A 23,150-nucleotide genomic window follows, 5' to 3' on the forward strand; every position below is an offset into this window, starting at 1 on the left:
TGGACGAAAGGGTGTAAAGGGTAAGCCATCATGAGTATAGACGTTCTGGTTGTCGACGACGAAGCTGATATTCGCGAATTGATTTCGGGTATCCTGGAGGATGAAGGATTTAATCCGCGTACGGCTGCGGACTCCGCCTCGGCGCTGGCCGCCGTGCGCGACCGTTGCCCTGCTCTCGTCATTCTGGACGTCTGGCTGCAAAATTCCGAACTTGACGGGATTGAGATACTCGAAACCCTGAAGAAACTGCATCCGGGGATGCCGGTCGTGATTATATCAGGGCACGGAACAATAGAAACAGCCGTGGCGGCGATCAAAAAGGGCGCCTACGACTTTGTGGAAAAGCCGTTTAACGCCGACCGGCTGATCCTGGCGGCGAACCGCGCACTCGAGGCGGCGCGTCTGACGCGCGAAGTCAGCGAGTTGCGCGAGCGGGCGCCAGACTGGGGCCTGATCGGCTCTTCCGCCGCCGTGTCATCATTGCGCAATGTCATTGAGCGCGTGGCGGATGCGCGCTCGCGCGTCCTGATTTCCGGCCCGGCGGGCTCCGGCAAGGAAATGATCGCGCGTCTGCTCCACGCCCGGTCCGGCCGGCAGGGCCGTCCTTTCGTTGTTGTCAGCGCCGCGTCCATCGCGCCGGAGCGGATGGAGGAGGAACTTTTCGGCATTGAAGGCGAGGATGGTTCGACCCGCATGATCGGCCTTATGGAAAAAGCCCATGGCGGCACGCTGATGTTCGATGAGATCAGCGACATGCCCATGGAAACCCAAGGCAAGATCTTGCGCGTGCTGGTGGAGCAGCGGTTCAAACGCGTTGGCGGGCCGAAAGCGGTGGAAGTCGACGTACGCATCGTCTCCACAACGTCGCATGATCTGCTGGCGCTGGCGGCGGACGGGCGGTTTCGCGAAGACCTTTACCATCGGCTCAACGTGGTCTCCATCAATGCGCCGGGCCTTGATGAACGGCGCGAAGACATCCCGGCGCTGGCGGCGTTTTTTGTCGATCGCATCGCAAAAGCGTCCGGCTTGCCGAAGCGGCCGTTCTCATCGGAAGCCATGGCCGCGCTGCAAGCCTGCGCCTGGCCCGGCAATGTCCGCCAGTTGCGCAACGTTATCGAGCGGACGCTGATCCTCATGGCGCGCGATCCGGAAATTGAAATCACCTGCGAACATCTGCCGGCGGAGGTGCTCGATTCCGGCCTGTCGATCCCCGCCGGCGAAGGGCTGGAGCAAATTATCACGCTGCCCCTGCGCGAGGCGCGCGAACGCTTCGAGCGTGAATATCTTATTGCGCAAATCAACCGATTCGGTGGCAATATATCGAGAACGGCGGCGTTTATCGGTATGGAGCGGTCTGCGCTGCACAGGAAACTGAAGGCGCTCGGCGTCAGCGGGCAGGCCCGCGCCGAAAGCGCCTGAAATTGGAAATCTGATCCCGAACGGGAAATGAAAAGGTTTAATATCTCATGCGCGTGATTATTTGCGGCGCCGGCAGGGTTGGCGTCGGCATTGCGCGGCGCCTGTCGCGTGAGAATAATGAAGTGACCGTGATCGATCAGTCGAAAGAGCTGATCCGCGCGGTCGCGGAACGCCTCGACGTGCGCGGCGTTGTCGGGAACGGCGCCTACCCCGAAACCCTGGAAGAAGCCGGCGCGCGCGAGGCCGACATGGTGATCGCCGTGACGTTCTCCGACGAAGTGAACATGGTCGCCTGCCAGATTGCCCATTCGCTTTTCAATGTGCCGACAAAAATTGCGCGGGTGCGCGCGCAAGGCTATCTCGATCCGCGCTACTCCGATCTTTTCTCCCGCGCGCATCTACCCATCGACGTTATCATCTCGCCCGAGCGCGAAGTTTCCGAAGCCATCATTCAGCGCATGTCGACGCCCGGCGCTTTCGAAATCAAATCATTCGTTGACGGACGGGTCTGGGCGGTGGGCGTGAAGCTGCGCGACGACTGCCCCATTATCAACACGCCGCTGCGACAGGTGGCGGAGCTGTTTCCCGATCTCAAAATCACCATTGTCGCCGTCAATCGCGGCGACCAGATCCGCCGGGCGCATTCCGGCGACCAGCTAGAGCCGGGGGATCGTGTTTACTTCATCTCCGACCGAAGCGATGTGACGCGCGCCCTTGAAATCATGGGCGAAGCGGGGCGCCAGGCCCGCCGCGTCATCATTGTCGGCGGCGGCAATATCGGGCTCTTTGTAGCCAAGGGGCTGGAAAAGCACGGCGCCATGAAAATCCGCCTCATCGAACGCGACCGCAAGCGCGCGGAATACATTGCCGAGGAACTTGAACGCACCATCGTATTGGAAGGGGACGGGCTGGACCGTGCGCTGTTGCGCGAAGCGGGCGTTGCGGAAGCGGAAACGGTCGTCTCCGTCACCGACAATGATCAGGTGAATATCCTTGCCTCTGTCGTGGCGAAACGCGAAGGCTCGCGCCGCTCGCTGGCGCTGATCAACGATCTCGACTATGGCCCGATCTCCGAGGCGGTGGGCGTTGATCGCTATGTGGATCCGCGCGCGACGACGGTGTCGACGATCCTGCAGCATATCCGCCGCGGACGGATCAAGGGCGTTTATTCTGTGTCTGACGGCGAAGCGGAGTTGATAGACGCGGTCGCGCTGGAGACGTCGCCGCTGGTCAACAAACCCTTGCGCGACGCAAACCTGCCCGAAGGCGTCATGATCGGCGCCGTCTTCCGGGACGGCGCGGTTCACATGCCGACAGGCGAAACGGTGATCAACGCCGGCGACCGCGTTGTCCTTATGGCCATGCGCGACGCGGTAAAAGACGTTGAACAGATGTTCCGCGTCAGCATCGAGTATTTCTGATCCCATGCGGACAGTGTTTCCATCATGGCGCTGACCGGCATTTTTCGCCTTTTCGCGGCGATGCTGTTCGCTGTCATGCTGGCGCTGCTGCCGCCGGCGGCGCTCGCGCTTGCAACCGGCGCGCCGACGCTCGGCGGTTACGTATTCGCGATTCTCGCGACGGCGATGGTCAGCGCCGGCGCCTATGTTTCTAGCGCAGGCAGACACAACCCGTCCGGCTTTCGCGGCGCGCTGATCGTGGTTTTGTTATGGTGGGTGGCGACGCCGGTGTTTGCGTGCATCCCGATCATGGCCGAGGGACTGAATTTCGCCGACGCCTATTTCGAGACCGTGTCCGCCATGACGACTACTGGCGCATGGCTTTCCAAATCCGGCGCGGTGGCGAGCGCGCCGGGCGCCCTGTGGCGCGCGGAATTGCAATGGCTGGGCGGACTGGCGTCGCTGGCGACAGCGGCTGCGATTTTCATCAGGCCGACATTTATCGGCATCGATACGCTGCTGCCGCCATTTTCACGCGGCGACCATAACTCATTCCTGCGCCCCTTGCGCAACGCCATTGCCTCATTCGCCGGTGTCTATCTGATTGTGACGCTGTTTGCGTTCTCGGCGATCGCCGCCGCGGGCGCCGGCGTGCTCGATGCGGCGATACTGGCGATGACGACGGCGGCGTCGGGCGGATTTATTCCGCACCCGGAAGGGGTCGGCGCCTATCCGCCAGGCGTCATACTATCCATATTCTTTTTTACGTTGCTGGGCGGGGTCAACTTCATCCTGATCGCGCGGATTGTAAAAGCGCAAAAAGAACGATTGCGCGACATTGAAACCGGCGCCTATCTGCTCATCGTGATCTGGGTCGGCGTGCTGTTCTGGATCAGCGCCGGGGCGGGCGATGTCGTACTGATCGCACCGCAACTTTTTAACGCCGCTTCGCTGGTCACCACCAACGGCTACATCATCGGCGAGGCGCCGCCCTTGCTTGCGGTTCTCGTGACCGCCATCATCGGGGCGGCGGCGGTCTCGACAGCCGGCGGGTTTAAAGTCCTGCGCTGGCTAGTCATCATGCGCCGCGCCAATGAGGAAGTGCGCCGGCTGATCACGCCGAGCGCGATTTTCGGCGCGCGCCGCGTCGCCAACGAGCTTGGCGTGTGGATGCATTTTCTGGTGTTCACGCTGACGCTCGCCGGGCTGTTGCTTGCGGTGTCGCTCGGGGGGCATTCATTCGGGCTTTCGGCGGCGGCGGCGACGGCCGCGCTCAGCAACGCCGGGCCGCTGATCGAACTTGCGCAGGGAGACGCTGACGGTTACGCCGTCTTCCAGTCGCCCATCAGGTGGCTTTTGCTGGCGGGCATGATTTTGGGCCGCCTCGAAGCCGCCGTCGCGCTGGCGCTGATCAACCGCGCTTTCTGGAGAGGATAAAAAGCATGTCGCGTTTTGCTTATGTGAACGGGCGCTACGCGCGATTGAGCGAGGCGTATATCCATATTGAAGATCGCGGCTATCAGTTTGCCGACGGCGTATACGAAGTCTGCATCGTGGTTGACGGGAAGCTGTTCGACTTCGCAGGGCATTTCGCACGCTATGAAAGGTCCTTGCGCGAACTACGCATGGCGCAGCCCATGGGCAGGCGCGCTCTGCAAACGGTGATGCGCGAGCTTTTAAGACGCAACAGGTTGAAGACAGCGCTGGTTTATATTCAGGTGACGCGGGGCGTTGCGCCGCGCGATCATGCGTTTCCGGTACCGGATACGCGGCCTGCGCTGGTGATGACGGCCCGGCGGTTCGATCTGCATGCAAGCGACGCAAAAGCCCGCAAGGGTGTTCGGGTCATCACGCACCCGGATATCAGGTGGGGGCGCGTCGATATCAAAACTGTCGGACTCCTTCCCAATGCGCTGGCGAAACAGGCCGCGCGCGAAGCGGGCGCGGCTGAAGCCGTGCTGGTGCGCGACGGCGTCGTCACGGAATGTTCTTCGTCCAATATCTGGATCGTGGACGGGAACGGCGTTTTACGCACGCACCCGAGAGGCAATCAGATTCTCGGCGGCATCACGCGCGAAACGGCGCTCGGTTGCGCGCGGGAATTGCAGATGAAGATCGAAGAACGCGCCTTCACAATTGAGGAGGCGCGCGCCGCAAGCGAGGTTTTCATCACGTCCGCCACTTCGTTCGTGATGCCGGTGGTCGCCATTGACGGCGCACGGATCGGCGACGGCGCGCCGGGACCCGTGGCGGCGCGCCTGCGTGAAGCTTATAAAAATAAGGCCAGCGGCGGCTGAATTGGGACAATCGGCTGAAAATATTCGAAATTTCGGGCTTTGTGCGCCTTAAAAGCGGTTGCAAGGCGGTGATTTCCACGCCAGAATAATATTGCGCTGCAGCATAACAACCGACTCCGAGAAGCGGGACCAATGACCGAAAAAAAACAAAACTTGCAGGATACTTTTCTAAACCACGTCCGTAAGGCCAAAATTCCCGTCACGATCTTCCTGGTGAACGGGGTGAAATTGCAGGGCATTGTGAGCTGGTTTGATAATTTTTGTGTTCTATTAAAGCGCGACGGCCATGCGCAGCTTGTTTACAAGCACGCTATCTCTACAGTGATGCCGCAAGGGCCGATCACGCTGTGGGACGGCGAAGACACCGAATAGCGCGAAAAATTCGCCGTCGTTATATGTTCTGAAACGCGCCAGCGCGGGCCGCGCCGTCCGCGCCAATAAAGTCTTGAGTTACACTTGTCTGACGCCATGTACGCCATAGTCATTCACCCCGCGCTTCGCGGCGGCGAAAGCCTGCGCCTGCCGGAAGCGCGGCTGGAAGAAGCCGTCGGTCTGGCGGCCGCCATCGATTTAACCGTTGTCGAAGCCGATGTTGTGCAGATCGGCCAGCCGCGTCCGGCAACACTGCTCGGCGCCGGTAAGGTCGAGGAGATCGGCCGGAAACTGGATTCGGTTGAACCGCGCCCCGGCCTTGTAATTGTCGACGGCGCGCTCAGCCCCGTGCAGCACCGCAATCTGGAAAAAGCCTGGAATGCAAAAGTGCTGGATCGCACCGCGCTTATTCTGGAAATCTTCGGCGAGCGCGCGCAGACAGCCGAGGGGAGTTTGCAGGTTGAACTGGCGCATCTTGACTATCAGCGTTCGCGCCTTGTCAGGTCATGGACCCACCTTGAACGCCAGCGCGGCGGCGCCGGTTTTCTCGGCGGTCCCGGGGAACGGCAAATCGAATCCGATCGCCGCGCGCTCGACGACAAGATCGTGCGGCTGAAGAAAAAACTCGAAGACGTAAAGCGGACGCGAACCCTGCAGCGCGCGAAACGCAAAAAAGCGCCGCATCCGGTTATTGCGCTTGTGGGATACACAAACGCCGGCAAATCCACCCTTTTCAACCAGATGACAAAATCAAAGGTGATGGCGGAAGATTTGCTCTTCGCCACGCTGGACCCGACCATGCGCGCGATTGATTTGCCGTCGGGCGTGCGCGCGATTCTCTCCGACACGGTGGGATTTATTTCCGATTTGCCGACCGAGCTGGTGGCGGCGTTTCGCGCGACGCTTGAGGAAGTGCTGGAAGCGGATGTGATCGTCCATGTGCGCGACATTTCGCATCCCGATACGGATGCGCAGCGCAATGACGTTATCACGGTGTTGCGCGCGCTCGGGATCGAGGAGGACGATGAGCGCCCCATTATCGAAGCGCTGAACAAGATTGATCTGTTGAGCGCCGAAGACCGCAGCGATATCGAAGCCATAGCGCGCGCCCGGCGCAGCGGACCCGATGAGCATCCGTCAAGGCGCGTCGCGATTTCGGCGCATACCGGCGAAAATGTCGGCGATCTGATGGACGCCATCGAGGATGCATTGACGGCGGCGCATGAAACGCATGCGTTTATCCTGCCGGCGCCTTTTGGCGCCGCGCGCGCTTGGCTGCACAGCCGCGCTGAAATCATCGATGAACAGCAGGCGGAACTGGATCTCCTGTTGACGGCGCGCCTGTCACTGAAAACACAAGGCCAGTTTTTCAAGAATTTTCCCGCCGCGCGCCTCGCGCCGGAAGAGCGCGCCGCCTATAAGAGCGCATGATTATTGACATGGAAAAAACGGCGGCGATCATTGCCGGGATCGCCGAGGAAGAAATTGCGTCGCGTTTCGGCGTACTTGGCAAAAGCGATATCAGCACGAAGACCGGACCCGGCGATTTCGTAACGGCCGCCGATCACGCTGCTGAACGCCGGCTGAAATCGGCGCTGCATGATCTATATCCGGCGGCGGGGTTTATCGGCGAGGAAACAGCGGCGGGCGATCCGGCGATCCTGTCAAAACTGGAAGGGGACGGCGCATTCTGGATCGTCGATCCGCTGGACGGCACGCGCAATTTTGTTGAAGGCGTCTCTGAGTTCGGCTCAATCGTGGCGCTGGTGGAAGACGGCGAAATCCGGCAGGGCTGGATTTACGCAATTCCCAAGCACGCTTTCGCCATGGCCGCAGCGGGAGAGGGCGCCGCATGGCGCGGCGACAAGTTGCAGCCTGTCAATGAACCGGAAGCGCCGGTAACCGGCTATCGCGCCGTCGGCGCGCTATACCCGGAATGGCGGGACCGTATTGTCAAACCCTTGCGGCGGGAATTCGAAACGGCGCCGGCGCGATGTTCCGCATACGCATATATTGACCTCATCCGCGGCAAACGCGACTTCTCTTTGTCGTCGCGTTGCAGCCCCTGGGACCACGCCGCAGGCGTTTTAATGCTTCGCGAAATCGGCGGCCGCGCTGAATATATTGATAATGGGGAGCCCTACGCGCCGCAGACCACAACGGGCCGCCCGATGCTGGCCGCCGGCAATGAAAACGTCTGGAAAGCGGTAAAACAGACGCTTGGCTCCGGCGCCTGAAGGGACTTTCCGGGCGGCTTTCCGGAACCCGCCGCCTTTCTATCTGTTGCACAACTAAGTCCTGGGAACGCAACTGATACGGAAAAGCGCAACATGAAAGACCATCAAGGGCGTTATCGCCGCTTCGCCGCCATGATTGGCGTCTCAATGTTTGTGATGTTCGTTCTTATGTATTTGCACACATATGAATTCGGGCATGCGCGTTTCAGCGAAACACGCCTTACATAAAGGAGACAGCGATGATCGCCGCCGCCGCCGAAACTGACGCCGCGACCTCAACAAAACACGCGAAACTCTATCGTATGGTCATGCCGGAGCATATCTGCCCATTCGGGCTGAAAGCCAAGGCGCTGCTGGAAAGGCAAGGGTTCGAGGTTGAAGACCATCATCTTGAAACGCGCGCGGCGACGGATGCGTTCAAACAGGAGCATCATGTTGAAACAACGCCGCAGGTTTTCATCAACGGCGCGCGTATCGGCGGATACGATGCGGTAAAAGAACATCTGGGCGTATCGGCGCCGAAAAACGAAAGCGATACAACCTACGAGCCAATCATAGCGGTGTTTTCCGTGGCGGCCCTGATGGCGGCGGCGATCGCCTGGGCGGCGTTTGGCGATATCTTCCGTATCAGAACCATCGAATGGTTCATTGCCGTCAGCATGTGCATTCTCGCGGTGTTAAAGCTGCGCGACCTCAGCAGCTTCACCAATCAGTTCCTCGGCTATGATTTGCTGGCGCAGCGCTATGTGCGCTACGCCTATTTTTATCCCTTTGCGGAGGCGTTTGCGGGCGTATTGATGGTTGCTGGCGCGTTTCTCTGGTTCGCCTCGCCGCTGGCGATTTTTATCGGTACGGTCGGCGCAGCGTCTGTCGTCAAGGCGGTCTATGTCGATAAACGGGATTTGAAATGCGCATGTGTCGGCGGCGACAGTAACGTGCCGCTCGGCGCGATTTCGCTGACGGAAAATGTCATGATGGTGATGATGGGGATTTGGATGCTGGTGAAGCCGGCAATTCTTTAACCCGCTTACACCTCCCGCATATCACGCGTCGAGATAGCCGTTTTCCTGCAGATACTCCACAATGCGCGACGCAGCCGCCTCCGCCGCGATTTCCGACGTATCAAGATCAAGTTCCGCGCGCGCCGGGGCTTCGTAATCGCTGTCAATGCCGGTAAAGTTCTTGATTTCCCCGCGCCGCGCCTTGGCGTAAAGGCCTTTGACATCGCGCTGCTCGCACACTTCCAGCGGCGTGGAAATATAAACTTCGATAAATTCTCCGTCTTCCAGCATCTCACGGGCAAGGCGGCGTTCGCTCTGGAAAGGCGAAATAAACGAGACGAGGACAATAAGCCCCGCATCGACCATCAACCGCGCCGTCTCGCCAACGCGGCGGATATTTTCGACCCGGTCGGCGTCTTTAAAGCCAAGATCCTTGTTGAGGCCATGGCGAACATTATCGCCGTCGAGCGTATAAGTGTGGCGGCCCATATCATGCAGCCTTTTTTCCACGAGATTGGCGACAGTCGATTTGCCGGAACCGGAAAGCCCGGTGAACCATAAAACGCAGGGCCGCTGATGTTTGGCGCCGGCGCGCGCAGGCTTGTTGACGTCAAGGTCCTGCCAGTGAACATTTTTGGCGCGCCGCAGCGAAAAGTCCACCATGCCGGCGCCGATGGTGGCGTTCGAGCGCCGGTCGATCAGGATAAAGCCGCCGGTGCGCCGGTTATCCGCATAGGCGTCAAATGCAATCGGGCCCGCCGCGTTAAAATTGCAAAATCCGACTTCATTCAATTCGAGCGTCTTGCCGGACATATGCTCCAGCGTGTTGACATTCACCTTGTGTTTCAGCTCGGTGATCGTCACCGGAACAATGCGGTTGGCCGTTTTCATCAGATACTGACGGCCGGGAAACAACACATCGTCCGACATCCACAAAAGATGCGCGGCGAACTGGTCCGTCTGTTCAGCCGGCGCCTTGCCCGCGCAGATGATGTCGCCGCGGGAAATATCGATTTCGTCTTCGAGGGTCAGCGTTATCGCCATATCAGGGCCGGCTTCGTCAAGTTCGCCGTCCATGGTGACGATGGATTTAACGGTTGAGCGTTTGGCTGACGGCAGGACGACGATTTCATCGCCGGGGCGCACCGCGCCCGACGCCACTGTTCCGGAAAACCCGCGAAAGTCGAGGTTCGGCCGGTTGACCCATTGAACGGGGAGGCGAAACGGTTTTTCCGCCAGCGCGCCGCGAACCTTGATCGTTTCAAGATAGGGCAAAAGCGCGCTTCCCTTATACCAGGGCGTCTCGCGGCTTTTTTTGATGATGTTCACGCCTTCCAGCGCCGACATCGGGATGCAGGTGATGGTTTCGAACCCCAGATCTTTCGCAAATTCGCGATAGTCCGCCTCAATGCGGTCAAACGTCGTCTGCGCATAATCCGCAAGGTCCATCTTGTTGATGGCGATCACCACATGACGGATGCCGAGCAGGGAGACGATATAGCTGTGCCGGCGCGTTTGCGTAAGAACGCCCTTCCGCGCATCGATGAGAATAACCGCGAGATCGGCGGTCGACGCTCCGGTCGCCATGTTGCGCGTATACTGCTCATGGCCCGGCGTATCGGCGACGATGAATTTGCGCTTTTCCGTTGAAAAGAAACGATAGGCTACATCGATTGTGATGCCCTGTTCGCGTTCGGCGGCGAGGCCGTCAACCAGCAGTGCGAAATCGATTTTCTCGCCTTGCGTGCCGTGTTTCTTGGTGTCGCTTTCGAGCGCGGAAATCTGGTCGTCGTAAAGCAGTTTTGAATCGTACAGCAACCGGCCGATCAGGGTCGACTTGCCGTCATCGACGCTGCCGCAGGTGATGAAACGCAGCATGGATTTTTTCTCATGCGCGGCGAGATATTCAATAACGTCGTCGGATGCGTTGAGTGCGACAGCGGACATTCTAGAAATACCCTTCCTGCTTTTTCTTTTCCATGGAGGCGGACTGGTCGTGATCGATGACTCGCCCCTGCCGTTCGGAAGTTCGTGCAATGAGCATTTCCTGAATGATTTCGGGCAATGTCGCCGCGGTCGATTTGACGGCGCCGGTGAGGGGGTAGCAGCCCAGCGTCCGGAACCGCACCATTTCTTCCGCCGGCGCGTCGCCGTTCAACGGCATGCGGTCGTCATCGACCATGATCAGCGCCCCGTCGCGATTGACGACCGGGCGTTTCGCGGCGAAATAGAGCGGCACAATCGGAATGCTTTCGCGATAGATATATTGCCAGATATCCAGCTCGGTCCAGTTGGAAAGCGGGAATACGCGAATGGACTCGCCCTGCGCGATGCGCGTGTTGTAAATGTTCCAAAGCTCAGGACGCTGATTTTTCGGGTCCCACCGGTGGCCGGCCGAGCGGAATGAAAAAATACGCTCCTTGGCGCGGGACTTTTCCTCGTCGCGCCGGGCGCCGCCGAAGGCTGCGTCAAACTTATATTTATCCAGCGCCTGTTTCAGCGCCTGCGTTTTCATGATGTCCGTATGGACCTGGCTGCCATGGGTGAAGGGGCCGACGCCCTGTTCAACGCCTTCCTGGTTGATATGAACGATCAGGTCGAGCCCGAGACGCGCGGCGGTCTCGTCCCGGAATTTGATCATTTCACGGAATTTCCAGGTCGTATCCACATGCATCAGCGGGAAGGGCGGCTTTGACGGGTAGAACGCCTTGACGGCCAGATGCAGCATCACGGCGGAGTCCTTGCCGACGGAATAGAGCATCACCGGATTTTCTGCCTCGGCGGCCACCTCGCGCATGATGTGGATCGCCTCCGCTTCAAGCCGGTCGAGATGCGTCATGGCGATCGGCGATACGAGATCCGCGTCGCTCGGCGCCTGCGCCGGGGCGGGGCCGGCCGGCGTATGCGCCTTGCGCTCGAGATCCGTCAGGCGCGCGCGCGCTGTTTCCAGGGTTTTCAGGGTGCATTGCCCGCCATCCTGAAGCCGGGCGATGGTTTTGCCGTCATTGAACAGCTTGCGGCTGACGGTCGACAGGGTCAGCCCGGAGGCCTCGGCCACAGCTTTCGCGCGCGTCAGTAAGGTGTCGATTTCTGTCATCTTGGGAAATGTCCCACAAATAGTTTGCGCCAATCCGCGCTTCCCATCATATTTTTGCTGAATTTGCAACCGGAAATTAGAAACCCTGCCCCAATAAGTGGGATCATGCCCACGATCAACGATACTGCTTAGCTGCGGCAAGGCGCCCTATGGCGTTCCGGCCGGTGAATTCGGATATTTCTGTCATGACAGAAATTAGTGAAACAAACCCTGCTGTCAGCGCCGCGTCCTTCAGCCCGGCGATGGAGCGGTTCATCCTTCACTGGGGCGACATGGGCGGGAGCTGGGGCGTCAACCGTTCCGTTGCGCAGATCCACGCCTTGCTGCTGGTCCAGGAACGCCCGTTGCACGCCGAGGAGATTGCCGGCCTCCTGGGCATGGCGCGTTCGAATGTATCCACGTCGCTGAAAGACCTTGTGGCCTGGGACCTGGTGCGGCGCGTGCCGATCCGCGGCGACCGTCGCGATCATTTCGAAGCGGAGGGCGACGTCTGGGAAATGGTCTTCCGCATTATCGAGATGCGCAAGGCGCGCGAGATCGATCCGGCGAAATCGGTCCTCAGCCATTGTCTCGATGAAGCGCGCGGCGATCCGCAAACGAATGAAATTGCCGTCAAGCGCCTTAGCGACATCAAGGAACTCATGGATGTGCTCGACGGCTGGTACGGTCAGGTGAAGTCGACGCCGAAAGAAACGTTGCTGCCATTAATCCGTATGGGATCGAAAGCTGTTGATCTTTTGAAGCTGTTTCTGAAAAAGAAGGAAGGAAAAGGCGGGTGATGCATCCCGGCTTCCGCCGGAATGAACGGAGATAGCAAAGGAGACTGAGGCATGGCTTATGATGCGCGCGTTCTGGACAACGGCCTACATGAAACGCCGGCTACGAAAAGTTCAGTCAACACCGGCGCGGCGCAAATGCTCGCCTATCTGGCGTCCGCGCCGCTCATCGCTGCGGCGCTGGTTATTGTCGGGGGCGACCGCGAAACAACGTCCATCGCCGCTTACCTTATGACCGTTTACGGCGCGGCGCTGATCGTCTTTTTCGGCGGCGTCCGCTGGGGCGTCGCCATCATGAAAGCGGGCGGGCCCACATCGCGCGCGCTCCTCGGCGCGGTCCTCCCGCTCGCCGCAGCGATGCCGCTGTTTGCGCCCGCGGGCGGGGTCTTCTGGAAGTTTCCCGTCATCATGGCGCTCGCCGCCTTATTGCTTGTGGACGACCTCAAGGCCACGCGGCGCGGGTCCGGCGCGCCGGAATGGTATCTCGCCGTGCGTCTGCCGCTGACGGTCCTGATCGAGCTTGCTTTTCTAATCGCGATTGTGGGGGTGGCGAAATAACTTGCGATGCTATGAATCATCTCTGTACAAAGAGTTAGAGGGGATCAGTTATGCAAATCGTGAAAGGGTCTGAACGAATTGTAGGGTTAGGCGCGTCAGATCCCGGCGCAGGTAAAGTGATTTGGGCGCCGAAAAAATCCATCTGGATCACTTTCATGACGGCGACTGGCCTCAGCCTTGCGCCATCAACGTTCAGCTGGAGCGCGCTGGCGTTATTTCTGTTTTTAACTGGCGTCACGCTTTGCGCAGGCCATTCCGTCGGCATGCATAGGCGGCTCATTCACAACAGTTTTTCCTGTCCATTATGGCTTGAGTATGTGCTCGTTTATCTCGGCGTGCTGGTCGGCATGGCCGGTCCCTTTGGCATGATGCGTCAGCATGACCTTCGCGATTGGGCGCAGCGGCAAAAAGTTTGCCATGATTACCTGTGTCATCGACGGGAAATATTTCTTGATTATTTCTGGCAGGTCCATTGTGACATCGAACTCGATCAACCGCCAGGTTTCGTGCTTGAAGATCGTTTACAGCGCGACAAAGTCTATCGCTGGATGGAGAGAACATGGATGCTGCAACAGGCGCCGCTGGCTTTGGCGCTCTATTTTATGGGCGGTTGGAGTTACGTTATTTGGGGAGTGGCGCTACGCGTTTGCGTGAGCGTTACGGGTCACTGGCTTGTGGGACATTTTGCGCATCACGAATATCGCGAAACGAATGACGCCATGTCATGGCGTGTTGAGAACGCCAGCGTTCAGGGGCGGGACGTTAAAATCGCAGGTTTCATCAGCATGGGAGAAAGCTGGCACAATAATCATCATGCGTTTCCAGGTTCGGCGAAAATCGGGCTCTTTCCCGGTCAGCCCGATCCCGGTTGGTGGTTTATCTCACTGCTCGAACGGATGGGCCTCGCTTGGAATATCAAAACGCCGGCCAATATGGCGCCGCGCAAAGAAGTGGTGCGCCTTCCTGACAACGGGCGCGGATGGAAAATATGCCAGCTTCGAAAGCTGATCTGGCGGCGTACCTTCGGTCGCGCGCAATGAATAACAAGCTTCATGAACCATACAGCTACAAAGCCGACCCCAACGTCCCGTCCTTCGACGACACGCTCCCGCTGATCATCTTCGACGGCGAATGCGTCTTATGTTCTTCCGGCGTTACGTTCATGATGCGTCGCGATCCGCAAGGCGATACGAAGTTCGCGGTTATTCAGGATGCTTTGCCGCGCGCGCTTTATCGGCATTACGCGCTTGATCCTGACGCCTTCGACACCTTCATGGTGCTGGCGGACGGCGTTCCGCATCTTCGCTGGCGGGGCGTATGCAAGGCGGCGCGGCTGATGCCGGCGCCGTGGAAATGGCTCGGCGCCGCCGGCCGGCTCGTTCCGGATTTCATCGGCGACGCCATTTACGATTTCGTTCAGCGCAACCGCATCGGCTGGTTCGGCGAACGCGACCGGTGCTTCGCGCCCGATGCGCAAATGAGGAACCGCTTCTTGTCGCATCCTTAAGTCTTGCGCTGGCGCCTTGCCCCTAACTGGCGTATGGGCGCGTTCATGGAAATTGATGTATTCAAGGCGGGTTTGCTCTTCGTCGCGGGACTGGCGTCGGGCTGGATCAATGTGATGGCGGGCGGCGGCTCGATCCTCGCCGTGCCGGTCATGGTCTTTCTCGGCCTGCCGGGGCCTGTCGCGAACGGTACAAACCGCATCGGCATCATCGCCCAGAACATCGCCGCCGTTACGGGCTTTTTCCGAAAAGGGTTTTCCGATTTCAAACTCAGCGCATCGCTCGCCGCCTGTGCGGCGTTTGGCGCGTTTTTCGGCGCCAATGTAGGCGTCCGGCTTGAAGGCGTATGGTTCGAGCGCACGCTGGCGCTCATCATGGTGGGCGTGCTGATTATCATGATGACGGGGGCGGGACAAAAACGCGCGCCAGCCGAAGGAAAAGCGAAAAATCTGTTGCTCGGGCATCTTCTGTTCGTGGGCGCGGGCTTCTGGGGCGGGTTCATTCAGATCGGCGTGGGACTGATCCAGATTCCCATTTTGAACCGCGTCATGGGGCTCGATCTGGTGCGCGCCAACATGCACAAGGTTTTTGTCGCGCTGGTGTTCTCCGTGGTGGCGCTCGCGGTTTTCGCGGCGCAGGTTGAAATCGAATGGGGACTGGGCGTTGCGCTGGGCCTTGGCTACGCCGCCGGCGGCTGGCTGGGGGCGAACGCCGCCGTTACCCGCGGTGAGGATTTGATAAAGAAAGTCTTTTATCTTGCGCTGGCCGCCATGGCGGTGAAGCTCATGTTTTTTTAGAGCGCGTAAAAAAACGTATTTCCCGGGGGACGGCGAACCATATATGTCTGGCGCGAAACAGGATCCTGCGGCGAATATTTATTTTCCCGCCTTTGACTGGCTGCGATTGATCCTCGCGATGGCGGTGGCGCTCGCCCATGACGGCGTCTTGCCGGACGGGCGCGCGGCCAATTTCGCGGTGCAGGTCTTTTTCGCCCTGAGCGGCTGGCTGATTGGCGGCATCCTGATCGACAGCGAGCGCAAAAACCTGCCGCGCTTTTATTTCAATCGCGCGATGCGCATCTGGGCGCCCTATTATTTCGCCGTCGCGCTGGTGTTCGCGGTCAGCCTGTTAAAGGAGCCGCTGGATTTCAACTGGCTCGAATATCTGTTTTACGATCTGACCTATACGCATAACTGGTTCATCTCCACCAGAATTCTGGAGATTCAAAATGATTTACCGCTGCAGGGCACGACCAATCATTTCTGGAGTTTGAGCGTTGAGGAACAGTTCTATCTTTTTGCGCCGCTCATCATCCTGTTTGTGCGTTTCGGCCCGGCGCCGGTATTATGGGCGGCGATCGCCGTTCTGGCGGTTGCATTCCAGACTTTCTACGGCGCCATCGCGCTTGGCGTTGCGGCGGTCTCGGTTCAGCGGCGTTATGGCGACTGGCATTTGAGGCCTGCCGCCGTCGCTGTTTTGGGCCTTGGTCTCATCGTGCTGATCGCCGGATACGTCAAAGCGCCGGAATTCTATAATTTTATGGCGCCCGCTGCAGCGGTCTTCATTGTCCTGTTATTGGCGCGCCCCGGGCCGAAACATCAGTTAGGCGTATTCGCCGGCGGCATCTCGTATCCGCTTTATCTTAATCACTGGATTGGAATTTTTGTATCCCATGAAATCGTGCAGCGGTTCGAATTTGTCGAGCGCGGCGCCGGGGTTGTCGCAGGCGCGATCATAAACATCGCCGCCGCGTCGGTGCTGTATCTTCTGATCGACGAACAGGTGCGAAAGCGCAGGTCGCGGATGTATACAGACAGTCGCGGCCGGGCGGCCGCCATTATCGCCTACGGTCTGATTGTTATCGGCGCGGCCGGCGGGCTGACCCTGATGATCGCCCGCCAGTAAATAGTGGATGATGAACCTCGCCTAGCGATATTCAAATGTCGACAGGGCGTCGAGATCGGGTGCGGAATCGTCCAGAAGCAGCTTGCTGGATGAGGCGTCAAGCCGGACGAGGGCGGGATTGATTTCGACCAGCCTGTTGCCGATGGCGCCGACGCCGCCGACGGAAACAATCAGACTGCGCCATTGGCCTAGATCCCCGTAAAGAATGTCGAACGGGTCGGCGATCTCATCGCCATTGGCGTTGACGATCGGGCGGTCGAGGAATTCCCTGACGCTCAACAGATTGCCGGGATTTATGACGCCGTCGGTTGGCTCGAAGGCGAGCGATTCCGTCATCTGGCGCAGATCGCCGTCATTCACCTCGGCGCTGATAATCATTTCGCCATTGCCGGCGACGCCAAAGCGAAAACGGTCGGCGCTGATAACGGCGTTGTCGCCGCCAAGCCCCATGAACGCGCCGTCGCGGATAACCACCGCACGCAATTGCCGGTCATTGGAGAACAACAAATCGTCAATGATCGCCAGCGACTCGCCGGATGCGTCGCGCACCGTCGCGCCGATGACATTACGTGCCGTAAAGCCGCGCGCATTTGATTGCGACAGCTCATTCTCGGCGAAATTCGCCGTTTCACGTACGGCGGTGTCCACAGCTGCGGAAAGCTCCTCGCCGGCGTCCTCAATGGCTTCGCCGGTTTCATCAGCGGCTTCTTCGGCGATATCGCCCGGTTTCGGTTCGTTGGCCGTGCTTTCATCGTCCGCACACGCGCTTAATCCAACACTCAAAGATGCCGCCAGAAGGCCGTACAAATACTTTTTCATGTCTGGTCCCGCCTTTGTTATTTTGCTTATCCGGCAAACACGGTTTTTGCGGGTTGGTTTCAGGCTTTCCCGCGATTTCGGGCGGATAGAGAACGCATCAGGACAATTGACAAATTCTCATAACCCACTGTAAATAAACAATAAGTTTTCCAGAGGCGTTATGACGCCGTTTTCCCCAGGGCGTTTTCTTTGACAGCTTGTCGCAGGCGCGCCAGACAGTGCCGGTATTTCCGGGCCGCCGGCAAACGCGCCCCGCCGATCACGAAAACGCCGATCACGAAAACCTCGAGGATAATTCATGCAAACCCATGCCGTTCACGCCCATCGCTCAAAGGATAATCTGAAGCGCGAAGACCAGCTCGCCTGGAAAATCGCCGCTGTCGCCGCTGACCCGGTCGCCGTAGACGACGAGGCGGCGGATATGATCATTAACCGGATCATCGACAATGCGTCAGTGGGGATCGCATCCTTGAACAGGGGGCCGATCAAATCCGCACGGGCCATGGCGAATGCGCATATGCGTAAAGGCGGCGCGACGCTGTTCGGCTTGCCGGCCGATCATACGGTCTGCGCTGAATGGGCGGCGTGGGCGAACGGCACCGCGGTGCGCGAACTTGATTTCCACGATACGTTTCTGGCGGCGGATTATTCTCATCCCGGCGACAACATCCCGCCCGTGCTGGCGGTGGCGCAGCAATGCGGCAAGGATGGCGCGGCGCTGATGCGCGGCATAGCAACGGGATACGAAATTCAGGTCAATCTCGTAAAGTCCATTTGCCTGCATGAACACAAGATCGATCACATCGCGCATATTGGCCCCTCTGCATCGGCGGCGGTCGGAACGCTGCTTGGTCTTGATACGGAGATTATTTACCAGTCTGTCCAGCAGGGTCTGCACACGACAGTCACCACGCGCCAGTCGCGCAAGGGCGAAATTTCCACATGGAAGGCGTTTGCGCCGGCCTATGCGGGCAAGCTGGCGATCGAAGCTGTAGACCGCTGCATGCGCGGCGAGGGCGCGCCGAGCCCGATTTATGAAGGCGAGGATTCAGTGATCGCCTATATCCTCAACGGCCGGACGGCGCGCGACAAGGGCGACAGCCCCTATGAGCCGACCTATCAGGTGCCGCTGCCGGGCAATGGCGAGGCGAAACGCGCGATCCTTGAGACCTACACGAAAGAGCACTCGGCGGAATACCAGAGCCAGGCGCTGATCGATCTTGCGTTCCGCATGGGCAAGGAAATCGAAGGACGCGGCGGCTTTGACAAGGTGAAATCTATCGTTCTGCATACGTCGCATCATACGCATTACGTTATCGGCACCGGCGCGGGCGATCCGCAGAAGATGGACCCGAACGCCAGCCGCGAAACTCTGGATCATTCGATCATGTATATTTTCGCCGTCGCCCTGCAGGACGGCGAGTGGCACCATGTGAAATCCTATGCGCCGGAACGCGCCAAGCGCGAAGACACGGTGCGCCTATGGCATAAAATCTCGACGACGGAAGATCCGGAATGGACGCGCCGTTACCACTCGCAGGACCCCAACGAAAAAGCCTTCGGCGCAAAAGTCGTGGTGACCTTCGAAGATGGTTCGGAACTGATTGATGAACTCGGCATCGCCAATGCGCACCCGTTCGGCGCGCGGCCTTTCGCGCGGCCCGAATACATCAAGAAGTTCAAAACGCTCACCGACGATATTCTCGACAAGGCGGAAAGCGAAAGGTTCCTCGATCTCGTGCAGCAATTGCCGAATCTGAGCGCAGAGCAGGTAAAACAACTGAACCCCGCGGCGCCAAAAGGCTATCTGGTCGAAAATCAGGCGAATGGGATTTTCTAGCGCACATATGTTGGATGAGCCGTATCCGGGTTGGCTGAGCCATTGGCTACAGTTTTCAGATAGTTGGACCTATACGGCCCTCCGATCACTCAGCCTTATCATTTGTGTTCCGCTCTTCGTGTTCTTCTGGTTTAAGGCTGTTTGGGTGGGACTAAGGTTTTTTGTCAATCTAACCAATGTGACTAGATTAAAAGAATTGTCTTCAGCATTTCTTCTAAATTGGGCGGCCGGATTTGCAGTCGCCGCAATTGGTTGGGGTGCGCCAATGATGACCGCAATGTCCTTTCAGATGTCCAATTGCGAAATGAACATGCTCGTTCTTGGTAGGATAGGGAGCGCTCAATGCGATATAGGTAATGAAAGCCGTGACTAGCAATCTGAATCCTATCAATGAAACCCTTTCCCGCTGGCATGAAATGGTCGCCGCACGCGAACTTTCAAAGGTCGGCGAGATCGCCCGCGAGGATGTAGTGTTCCGCTCGCCCGTGGCGCATACGCCCTATCACGGCCGGGAGGCGCTGACGCTGGTTCTCAATACAGTGATGAATGTTTTCGAAGACTTTAAATATTACCGGGAATTCGTATCTGAAGACGGCAAGAGCGTCGCGCTGGAGTTCAGCGCCCATGTGGCCGGCAAGGAACTGAAAGGCGCCGATTTCATTCGCTTTGATGAAGACGGGCTGATCTCTGAGTTCGAGGTGATGATCCGCCCGGCCTCCGGCCTCATGGCGCTCGGTCAGGCGATGGGCGCCCGGCTGGAGGGCAAGCTGGACGTGCTGAAAGGATAGGCGGCCATGAAGGGTAAATTGAAGACTGCTTTTATCGTCGCGCTTGGCGGCCTGATTATTGGCGGCGCCGTCGCCTTCCTGCTGGCGGGGCTGGTGATTGGCGTTCTCGCGGGGATCGGCCTGGCGCTGGCGCTGGGCCTTGGCGCCTATTGGCGGGTGAAGGACGCGGGTGCGGAAAACGACAAGATCGACCAACGCCCATAGGCGGCGGGATTGAAAATCGCAGGATACTGTTCCGGTCATGAACGATCTTTTTGTAGCAGATTGGAGCCAGGTCGCCAGGACGGCCATCATTGGCGTCACCGGTTATATCGGCATCGTTGTTCTGTTGCGGATCTCCGGCAAGCGCACCCTGTCGAAAATGAACATGTTCGACTTCATCGTCACCATCGCCTTCGGGTCGATACTTGCAACGATGCTTTTATCCTCCGACACGTCGATCGTTCGCGGCCTGACCGCCGTAATCGTTCTGATCGCCCTGCAATTTGCGGTAACCTGGACGTCTGTTCGGTCGAAAACATTCAGCGATATCGTCAAGGCGGAACCGCGCCTCCTGTTCAGCAATGGCGAGTATCTGGAAGGCGCCATGCGCGAAGAAAGAGTCAACAAATCAGAACTCGACGCAGCCATGCGCAACGCATCGATTGGCGTCACGAGCGAAGTGGCCGCCATGGTCCTCGAAACCGACGGCGCCATCAGCGTAATTGCAAAATCAGAAACAGGCGACTGTGATGTCGTTCCGCCCGCAAAGGAGTAAGAATGCTGTTCACGAAAAAATCCGCAACTGAAAAACGCGCCGAATTCCGCAAGGGTCTTGCCTCCGGAAAGCTTTTACAATTTCCGGGCGCTTTTAATCCGCTCTGTGCACAGATGATCGAGCGGAAAGGGTTTGACGGCGTTTACATTTCGGGCGCCGTGATGGCGGCGGATCTGTGCTTGCCGGATATCGGCATTGCAACCATGACGGAGTTTGTCGATCGGGGCCGTCAGATCGCAAATGTCACGGATCTGCCCGCCTTTATCGATATTGATACGGGCTTTGGCGAACCCATGGCGGCCGCGCGGACGATTCGCGCCATGGAAGAGGCGGGACTGGCCGGTTGTCATATTGAAGACCAGGTGATGCCGAAACGGTGCGGTCATCTCGACGGTAAGGAAATCGTTCCCACCGGAACGATGATCCAGCGCGTGAAAGCTGCGGCGGAAGCCAAGCGCGATGAGAATTTCGTATTGATTGCGCGCTCGGATGCGCGCGCCGTGGAAGGGCTTGAGGCGTCAATCGACCGGATGAAAGCCTATGTGGACGCCGGCGCTGATATGATTTTTCCCGAAGCCATGAAATCCGAAAAGGAATTCGAAGCGGTCAGGGCGGCGCTGGACGTTCCGATTCTGGCGAATATGACCGAGTTCGGAAAATCGCGTCTGCTGAACAAAAAAGAGCTTGAAGACCTTGGTTTTAACGTCGTCATATATCCGGTCACAACGTTAAGGCTCGCCATGGGCGCCTGCGATCGCGGGCTTGACGCTATTTTGCGGGACGGAGACCAGAACGGCATTCTCGATGAAATGCAGCATCGCCGCGATCTGTATGATTTGCTGCGTTATCATGAATACAACAAATTCGACGAGTCGATTTATAACTTCCAAGTGGGAGATACGCCCGTTGAGTAGGCGCAAACTTTCAGTGCGGAGCTGTTTCACGAACCCTGGCGTCGCTCGCTATGTTTTATTCTCTATTCAGGCATTCAGAAAAACTAAAGTGCTTGTCACTGACGCAAACAGGGTTCGTTGAATGTCTGAAAAAGGCGCGCGCCGGCGCATTCCTGATGCCAATAAAAGCGCTGTATATAAGGCCGCTTCCGGGACTTTCCTTCGGTTTGGTTATACGCCATAACGCGCGTGTCTTGAATATAGGGTAATGCGATCGCAACCGTCGCCGGCTCCGGCAATTAAGTACGAAGACTGACTAATGAAATTACGCGAGGAGATGAAGACATGACAGATACGGACATCAAATACGGACTGGCGGGCGTCGTCGCTGATGATACGTCAGTATCCAAAGTGATGCCGGAGATTAATTCGCTCACGTATCGCGGGTATAAAGTGCAGGACCTTGCAACGCAGTGCCGGTTTGAAGAGGTCGCGTATCTCATTTGGCATGGAGAACTGCCCAACAGCGAACAGCTCGAGAAATTCAACGCGCTGGAAAAATCCGAACGCGGCCTGTCCGATGACTTAAAGACTGTCATGGCGCTGTTTAATAAAAAAGCGCACCCCATGGATACGCTGCGCACGGCGATTTCATTTCTGGGGCAGGAGGATAATGAGGCCAACGACTCCTCGCCGGATGCATTGATGACGAAATCGGTTCGCATGTTCGCTAAAATTCCGGAAATCGTGGCGGCGGATTTTCGATTGAGACATGGCAAAAAACCGATCCCGGCGACAAAAGACCTGCCGTTTTCGGAAAACTTTTTTCAAATGTGTTTCGGCGAAGTGCCCGCGCCGGAAATTGTCAAATGCTTTGACATTTCCATGACCTTATATGCGGAACATTCATTTAACGCGTCGACCTTTACGGCGCGCACCATCGCCTCATCGACGTCGGATATCTATTCCGCGATTACGGGCGCCATCGGTTCCCTGAAAGGCCCGCTGCATGGCGGCGCCAACGAGGCGGTCATGCACATGCTGGAAGAGGTCGGTTCTCCGGAAACGGCGAAGGACTGGATGCTGGATGCGCTCGCCACCAAGAAAAAGATTATGGGATTTGGCCACCGGGTCTACCGTTCGGGAGACAGCCGCGTCCCCACCATGACCGACGCCTATGAAAAAATGGTCGAGGTGATTGGCACGAAAGAGGCGAAAAAATATTGGGAGATCAGCCAGACGCTCGATGAGACCATGGTGAAAGAAAAGGGGATTTATCCCAATCTCGATTTCCCTGCAGGGCCTGCCTATTATTTGATGGGTTTTGAGATTCCGATGTTCACGCCAATTTTTGTCGTCAGCCGTATTACGGGCTGGACGGCGCATGTCATGGAGCAACTTGCAGACAATAAGTTGATCCGGCCGCTTTCTAACTATAAAGGCCCTGATCAGCGCGAAGTCACGCAGATTAGCGCCCGATAGGAAA

General features: G+C 58.1%; 24 protein-coding genes. 21 read left to right on the forward strand and 3 right to left on the reverse strand.

Annotated elements, in window-relative coordinates; translation table 11 throughout:
• The first annotated feature begins 30 nt into the window (after nt 1–30).
• From ACQK2Q_RS04405 to ACQK2Q_RS04445, 9 genes are all read left to right on the forward strand, one after another.
• On the forward strand, nt 31–1,419 hold the full coding sequence (locus ACQK2Q_RS04405) for a sigma-54-dependent transcriptional regulator (RefSeq protein ID WP_425408533.1): 1,389 nt from the start codon (nt 31–33) through the stop codon (nt 1,417–1,419).
• Nucleotides 1,420–1,466: 47 nt separating this feature from the next.
• Nucleotides 1,467–2,840, forward strand: coding sequence for a Trk system potassium transporter TrkA (gene trkA / locus ACQK2Q_RS04410; RefSeq protein WP_425408534.1), 1,374 nt, complete (start codon nt 1,467–1,469; stop codon nt 2,838–2,840).
• A 24-nt stretch (nt 2,841–2,864) separates the two neighbouring features.
• Nucleotides 2,865–4,256 (forward strand): potassium transporter TrkG, encoded by a 1,392-nt coding sequence (locus ACQK2Q_RS04415; RefSeq protein ID WP_425408535.1) that lies wholly within the window; start codon nt 2,865–2,867, stop codon nt 4,254–4,256.
• Nucleotides 4,257–4,261: 5 nt separating this feature from the next.
• On the forward strand, nt 4,262–5,116 hold the full coding sequence (dat, locus tag ACQK2Q_RS04420) for a D-amino-acid transaminase (RefSeq protein WP_425408536.1): 855 nt from the start codon (nt 4,262–4,264) through the stop codon (nt 5,114–5,116).
• Between the two features lie 132 nt (nt 5,117–5,248).
• Complete coding sequence (gene hfq / locus ACQK2Q_RS04425; protein ID WP_425408537.1) at nt 5,249–5,488, forward strand: RNA chaperone Hfq; 240 nt, start codon at nt 5,249–5,251, stop codon at nt 5,486–5,488.
• A gap of 96 nt (nt 5,489–5,584) precedes the next feature.
• On the forward strand, nt 5,585–6,919 hold the full coding sequence (gene hflX / locus ACQK2Q_RS04430; RefSeq protein ID WP_425411120.1) for a GTPase HflX: 1,335 nt from the start codon (nt 5,585–5,587) through the stop codon (nt 6,917–6,919).
• Entirely contained in the window at nt 6,916–7,725 is an 810-nt protein-coding gene (locus ACQK2Q_RS04435; protein WP_425408538.1) for an inositol monophosphatase family protein, read from the forward strand. The genes hflX and ACQK2Q_RS04435 overlap by 4 nt, the downstream gene beginning before the upstream one ends.
• A 93-nt stretch (nt 7,726–7,818) precedes the next feature.
• Nucleotides 7,819–7,953 (forward strand): hypothetical protein, encoded by a 135-nt coding sequence (locus ACQK2Q_RS04440; protein ID WP_425408539.1) that lies wholly within the window; start codon nt 7,819–7,821, stop codon nt 7,951–7,953.
• A gap of 11 nt (nt 7,954–7,964) precedes the next feature.
• Entirely contained in the window at nt 7,965–8,747 is a 783-nt protein-coding gene (locus ACQK2Q_RS04445; RefSeq protein ID WP_425408540.1) for a MauE/DoxX family redox-associated membrane protein, read from the forward strand.
• 21 nt (nt 8,748–8,768) lie between these two features.
• Here the strand turns inward: ACQK2Q_RS04445 and cysN are convergent, their stop codons facing one another.
• Nucleotides 8,769–10,673, reverse strand: a complete 1,905-nt coding sequence (gene cysN / locus ACQK2Q_RS04450; RefSeq protein ID WP_425408541.1) for a sulfate adenylyltransferase subunit CysN — start codon at nt 10,671–10,673, stop codon at nt 8,769–8,771.
• Between the two features lies 1 nt (nt 10,674).
• Nucleotides 10,675–11,565, reverse strand: a complete 891-nt coding sequence (gene cysD, locus ACQK2Q_RS04455; protein WP_425411121.1) for a sulfate adenylyltransferase subunit CysD — start codon at nt 11,563–11,565, stop codon at nt 10,675–10,677.
• A gap of 443 nt (nt 11,566–12,008) precedes the next feature.
• On the opposite strand from cysD, the gene ACQK2Q_RS04460 reads away from it, so the two are divergent.
• Genes ACQK2Q_RS04460 through ACQK2Q_RS04485 form a run of 6 tightly spaced genes read left to right on the forward strand, consistent with a single transcriptional unit; the run spans nt 12,009 to nt 16,567 of the window.
• A complete protein-coding gene (locus ACQK2Q_RS04460) occupies nt 12,009–12,602 on the forward strand; it encodes a GbsR/MarR family transcriptional regulator (RefSeq protein ID WP_425408542.1) in 594 nt (197 codons plus the stop codon).
• Between the two features lie 51 nt (nt 12,603–12,653).
• Nucleotides 12,654–13,157 carry a DUF3429 domain-containing protein gene (locus ACQK2Q_RS04465; protein ID WP_425408543.1) on the forward strand — a complete coding sequence of 168 codons (504 nt, stop codon included), beginning with the start codon at nt 12,654–12,656 and terminating at the stop codon, nt 13,155–13,157.
• Nucleotides 13,158–13,207: 50 nt separating this feature from the next.
• A complete protein-coding gene (locus ACQK2Q_RS04470; RefSeq protein ID WP_425408544.1) occupies nt 13,208–14,197 on the forward strand; it encodes an acyl-CoA desaturase in 990 nt (329 codons plus the stop codon).
• Entirely contained in the window at nt 14,194–14,664 is a 471-nt protein-coding gene (locus ACQK2Q_RS04475) for a thiol-disulfide oxidoreductase DCC family protein (protein ID WP_425408545.1), read from the forward strand. The genes ACQK2Q_RS04470 and ACQK2Q_RS04475 overlap by 4 nt, the downstream gene beginning before the upstream one ends.
• A gap of 45 nt (nt 14,665–14,709) precedes the next feature.
• Nucleotides 14,710–15,459, forward strand: a complete 750-nt coding sequence (locus ACQK2Q_RS04480) for a sulfite exporter TauE/SafE family protein (protein ID WP_425408546.1) — start codon at nt 14,710–14,712, stop codon at nt 15,457–15,459.
• 43 nt (nt 15,460–15,502) lie between these two features.
• Nucleotides 15,503–16,567, forward strand: coding sequence for an acyltransferase family protein (locus ACQK2Q_RS04485; protein WP_425408547.1), 1,065 nt, complete (start codon nt 15,503–15,505; stop codon nt 16,565–16,567).
• A 21-nt stretch (nt 16,568–16,588) separates the two neighbouring features.
• Here ACQK2Q_RS04485 and ACQK2Q_RS04490 read toward each other — a convergent pair whose 3' ends face one another.
• A complete protein-coding gene (locus tag ACQK2Q_RS04490) occupies nt 16,589–17,386 on the reverse strand; it encodes a PRC-barrel domain-containing protein (RefSeq protein ID WP_425408548.1) in 798 nt (265 codons plus the stop codon).
• 298 nt (nt 17,387–17,684) lie between these two features.
• On the opposite strand from ACQK2Q_RS04490, the gene ACQK2Q_RS04495 reads away from it, so the two are divergent.
• The 6 genes from ACQK2Q_RS04495 (at nt 17,685) to ACQK2Q_RS04520 (ending at nt 23,146) form a co-directional block, all read left to right on the forward strand.
• Entirely contained in the window at nt 17,685–19,226 is a 1,542-nt protein-coding gene (locus tag ACQK2Q_RS04495; RefSeq protein WP_425408549.1) for an MmgE/PrpD family protein, read from the forward strand.
• Nucleotides 19,227–19,582: 356 nt separating this feature from the next.
• On the forward strand, nt 19,583–20,014 hold the full coding sequence (locus tag ACQK2Q_RS04500) for a nuclear transport factor 2 family protein (RefSeq protein ID WP_425408550.1): 432 nt from the start codon (nt 19,583–19,585) through the stop codon (nt 20,012–20,014).
• Nucleotides 20,015–20,020: 6 nt separating this feature from the next.
• The gene (locus ACQK2Q_RS04505) at nt 20,021–20,218 is read left to right on the forward strand and encodes a hypothetical protein (protein WP_425408551.1); all 198 of its coding nucleotides are present in this window, start codon (nt 20,021–20,023) and stop codon (nt 20,216–20,218) included.
• Nucleotides 20,219–20,255: 37 nt separating this feature from the next.
• On the forward strand, nt 20,256–20,771 hold the full coding sequence (locus ACQK2Q_RS04510) for a DUF421 domain-containing protein (protein ID WP_425408552.1): 516 nt from the start codon (nt 20,256–20,258) through the stop codon (nt 20,769–20,771).
• Nucleotides 20,772–20,773: 2 nt separating this feature from the next.
• A complete protein-coding gene (gene prpB / locus ACQK2Q_RS04515) occupies nt 20,774–21,685 on the forward strand; it encodes a methylisocitrate lyase (RefSeq protein WP_425408553.1) in 912 nt (303 codons plus the stop codon).
• A gap of 324 nt (nt 21,686–22,009) precedes the next feature.
• Nucleotides 22,010–23,146 (forward strand): bifunctional 2-methylcitrate synthase/citrate synthase, encoded by a 1,137-nt coding sequence (locus ACQK2Q_RS04520; RefSeq protein WP_425408554.1) that lies wholly within the window; start codon nt 22,010–22,012, stop codon nt 23,144–23,146.
• The last annotated feature ends 4 nt before the right edge of the window (nt 23,147–23,150 follow it).

This window comes from Hyphococcus sp. (genome assembly GCF_965228385.1).
Classification (GTDB): domain Bacteria; phylum Pseudomonadota; class Alphaproteobacteria; order Caulobacterales; family Parvularculaceae; genus Hyphococcus.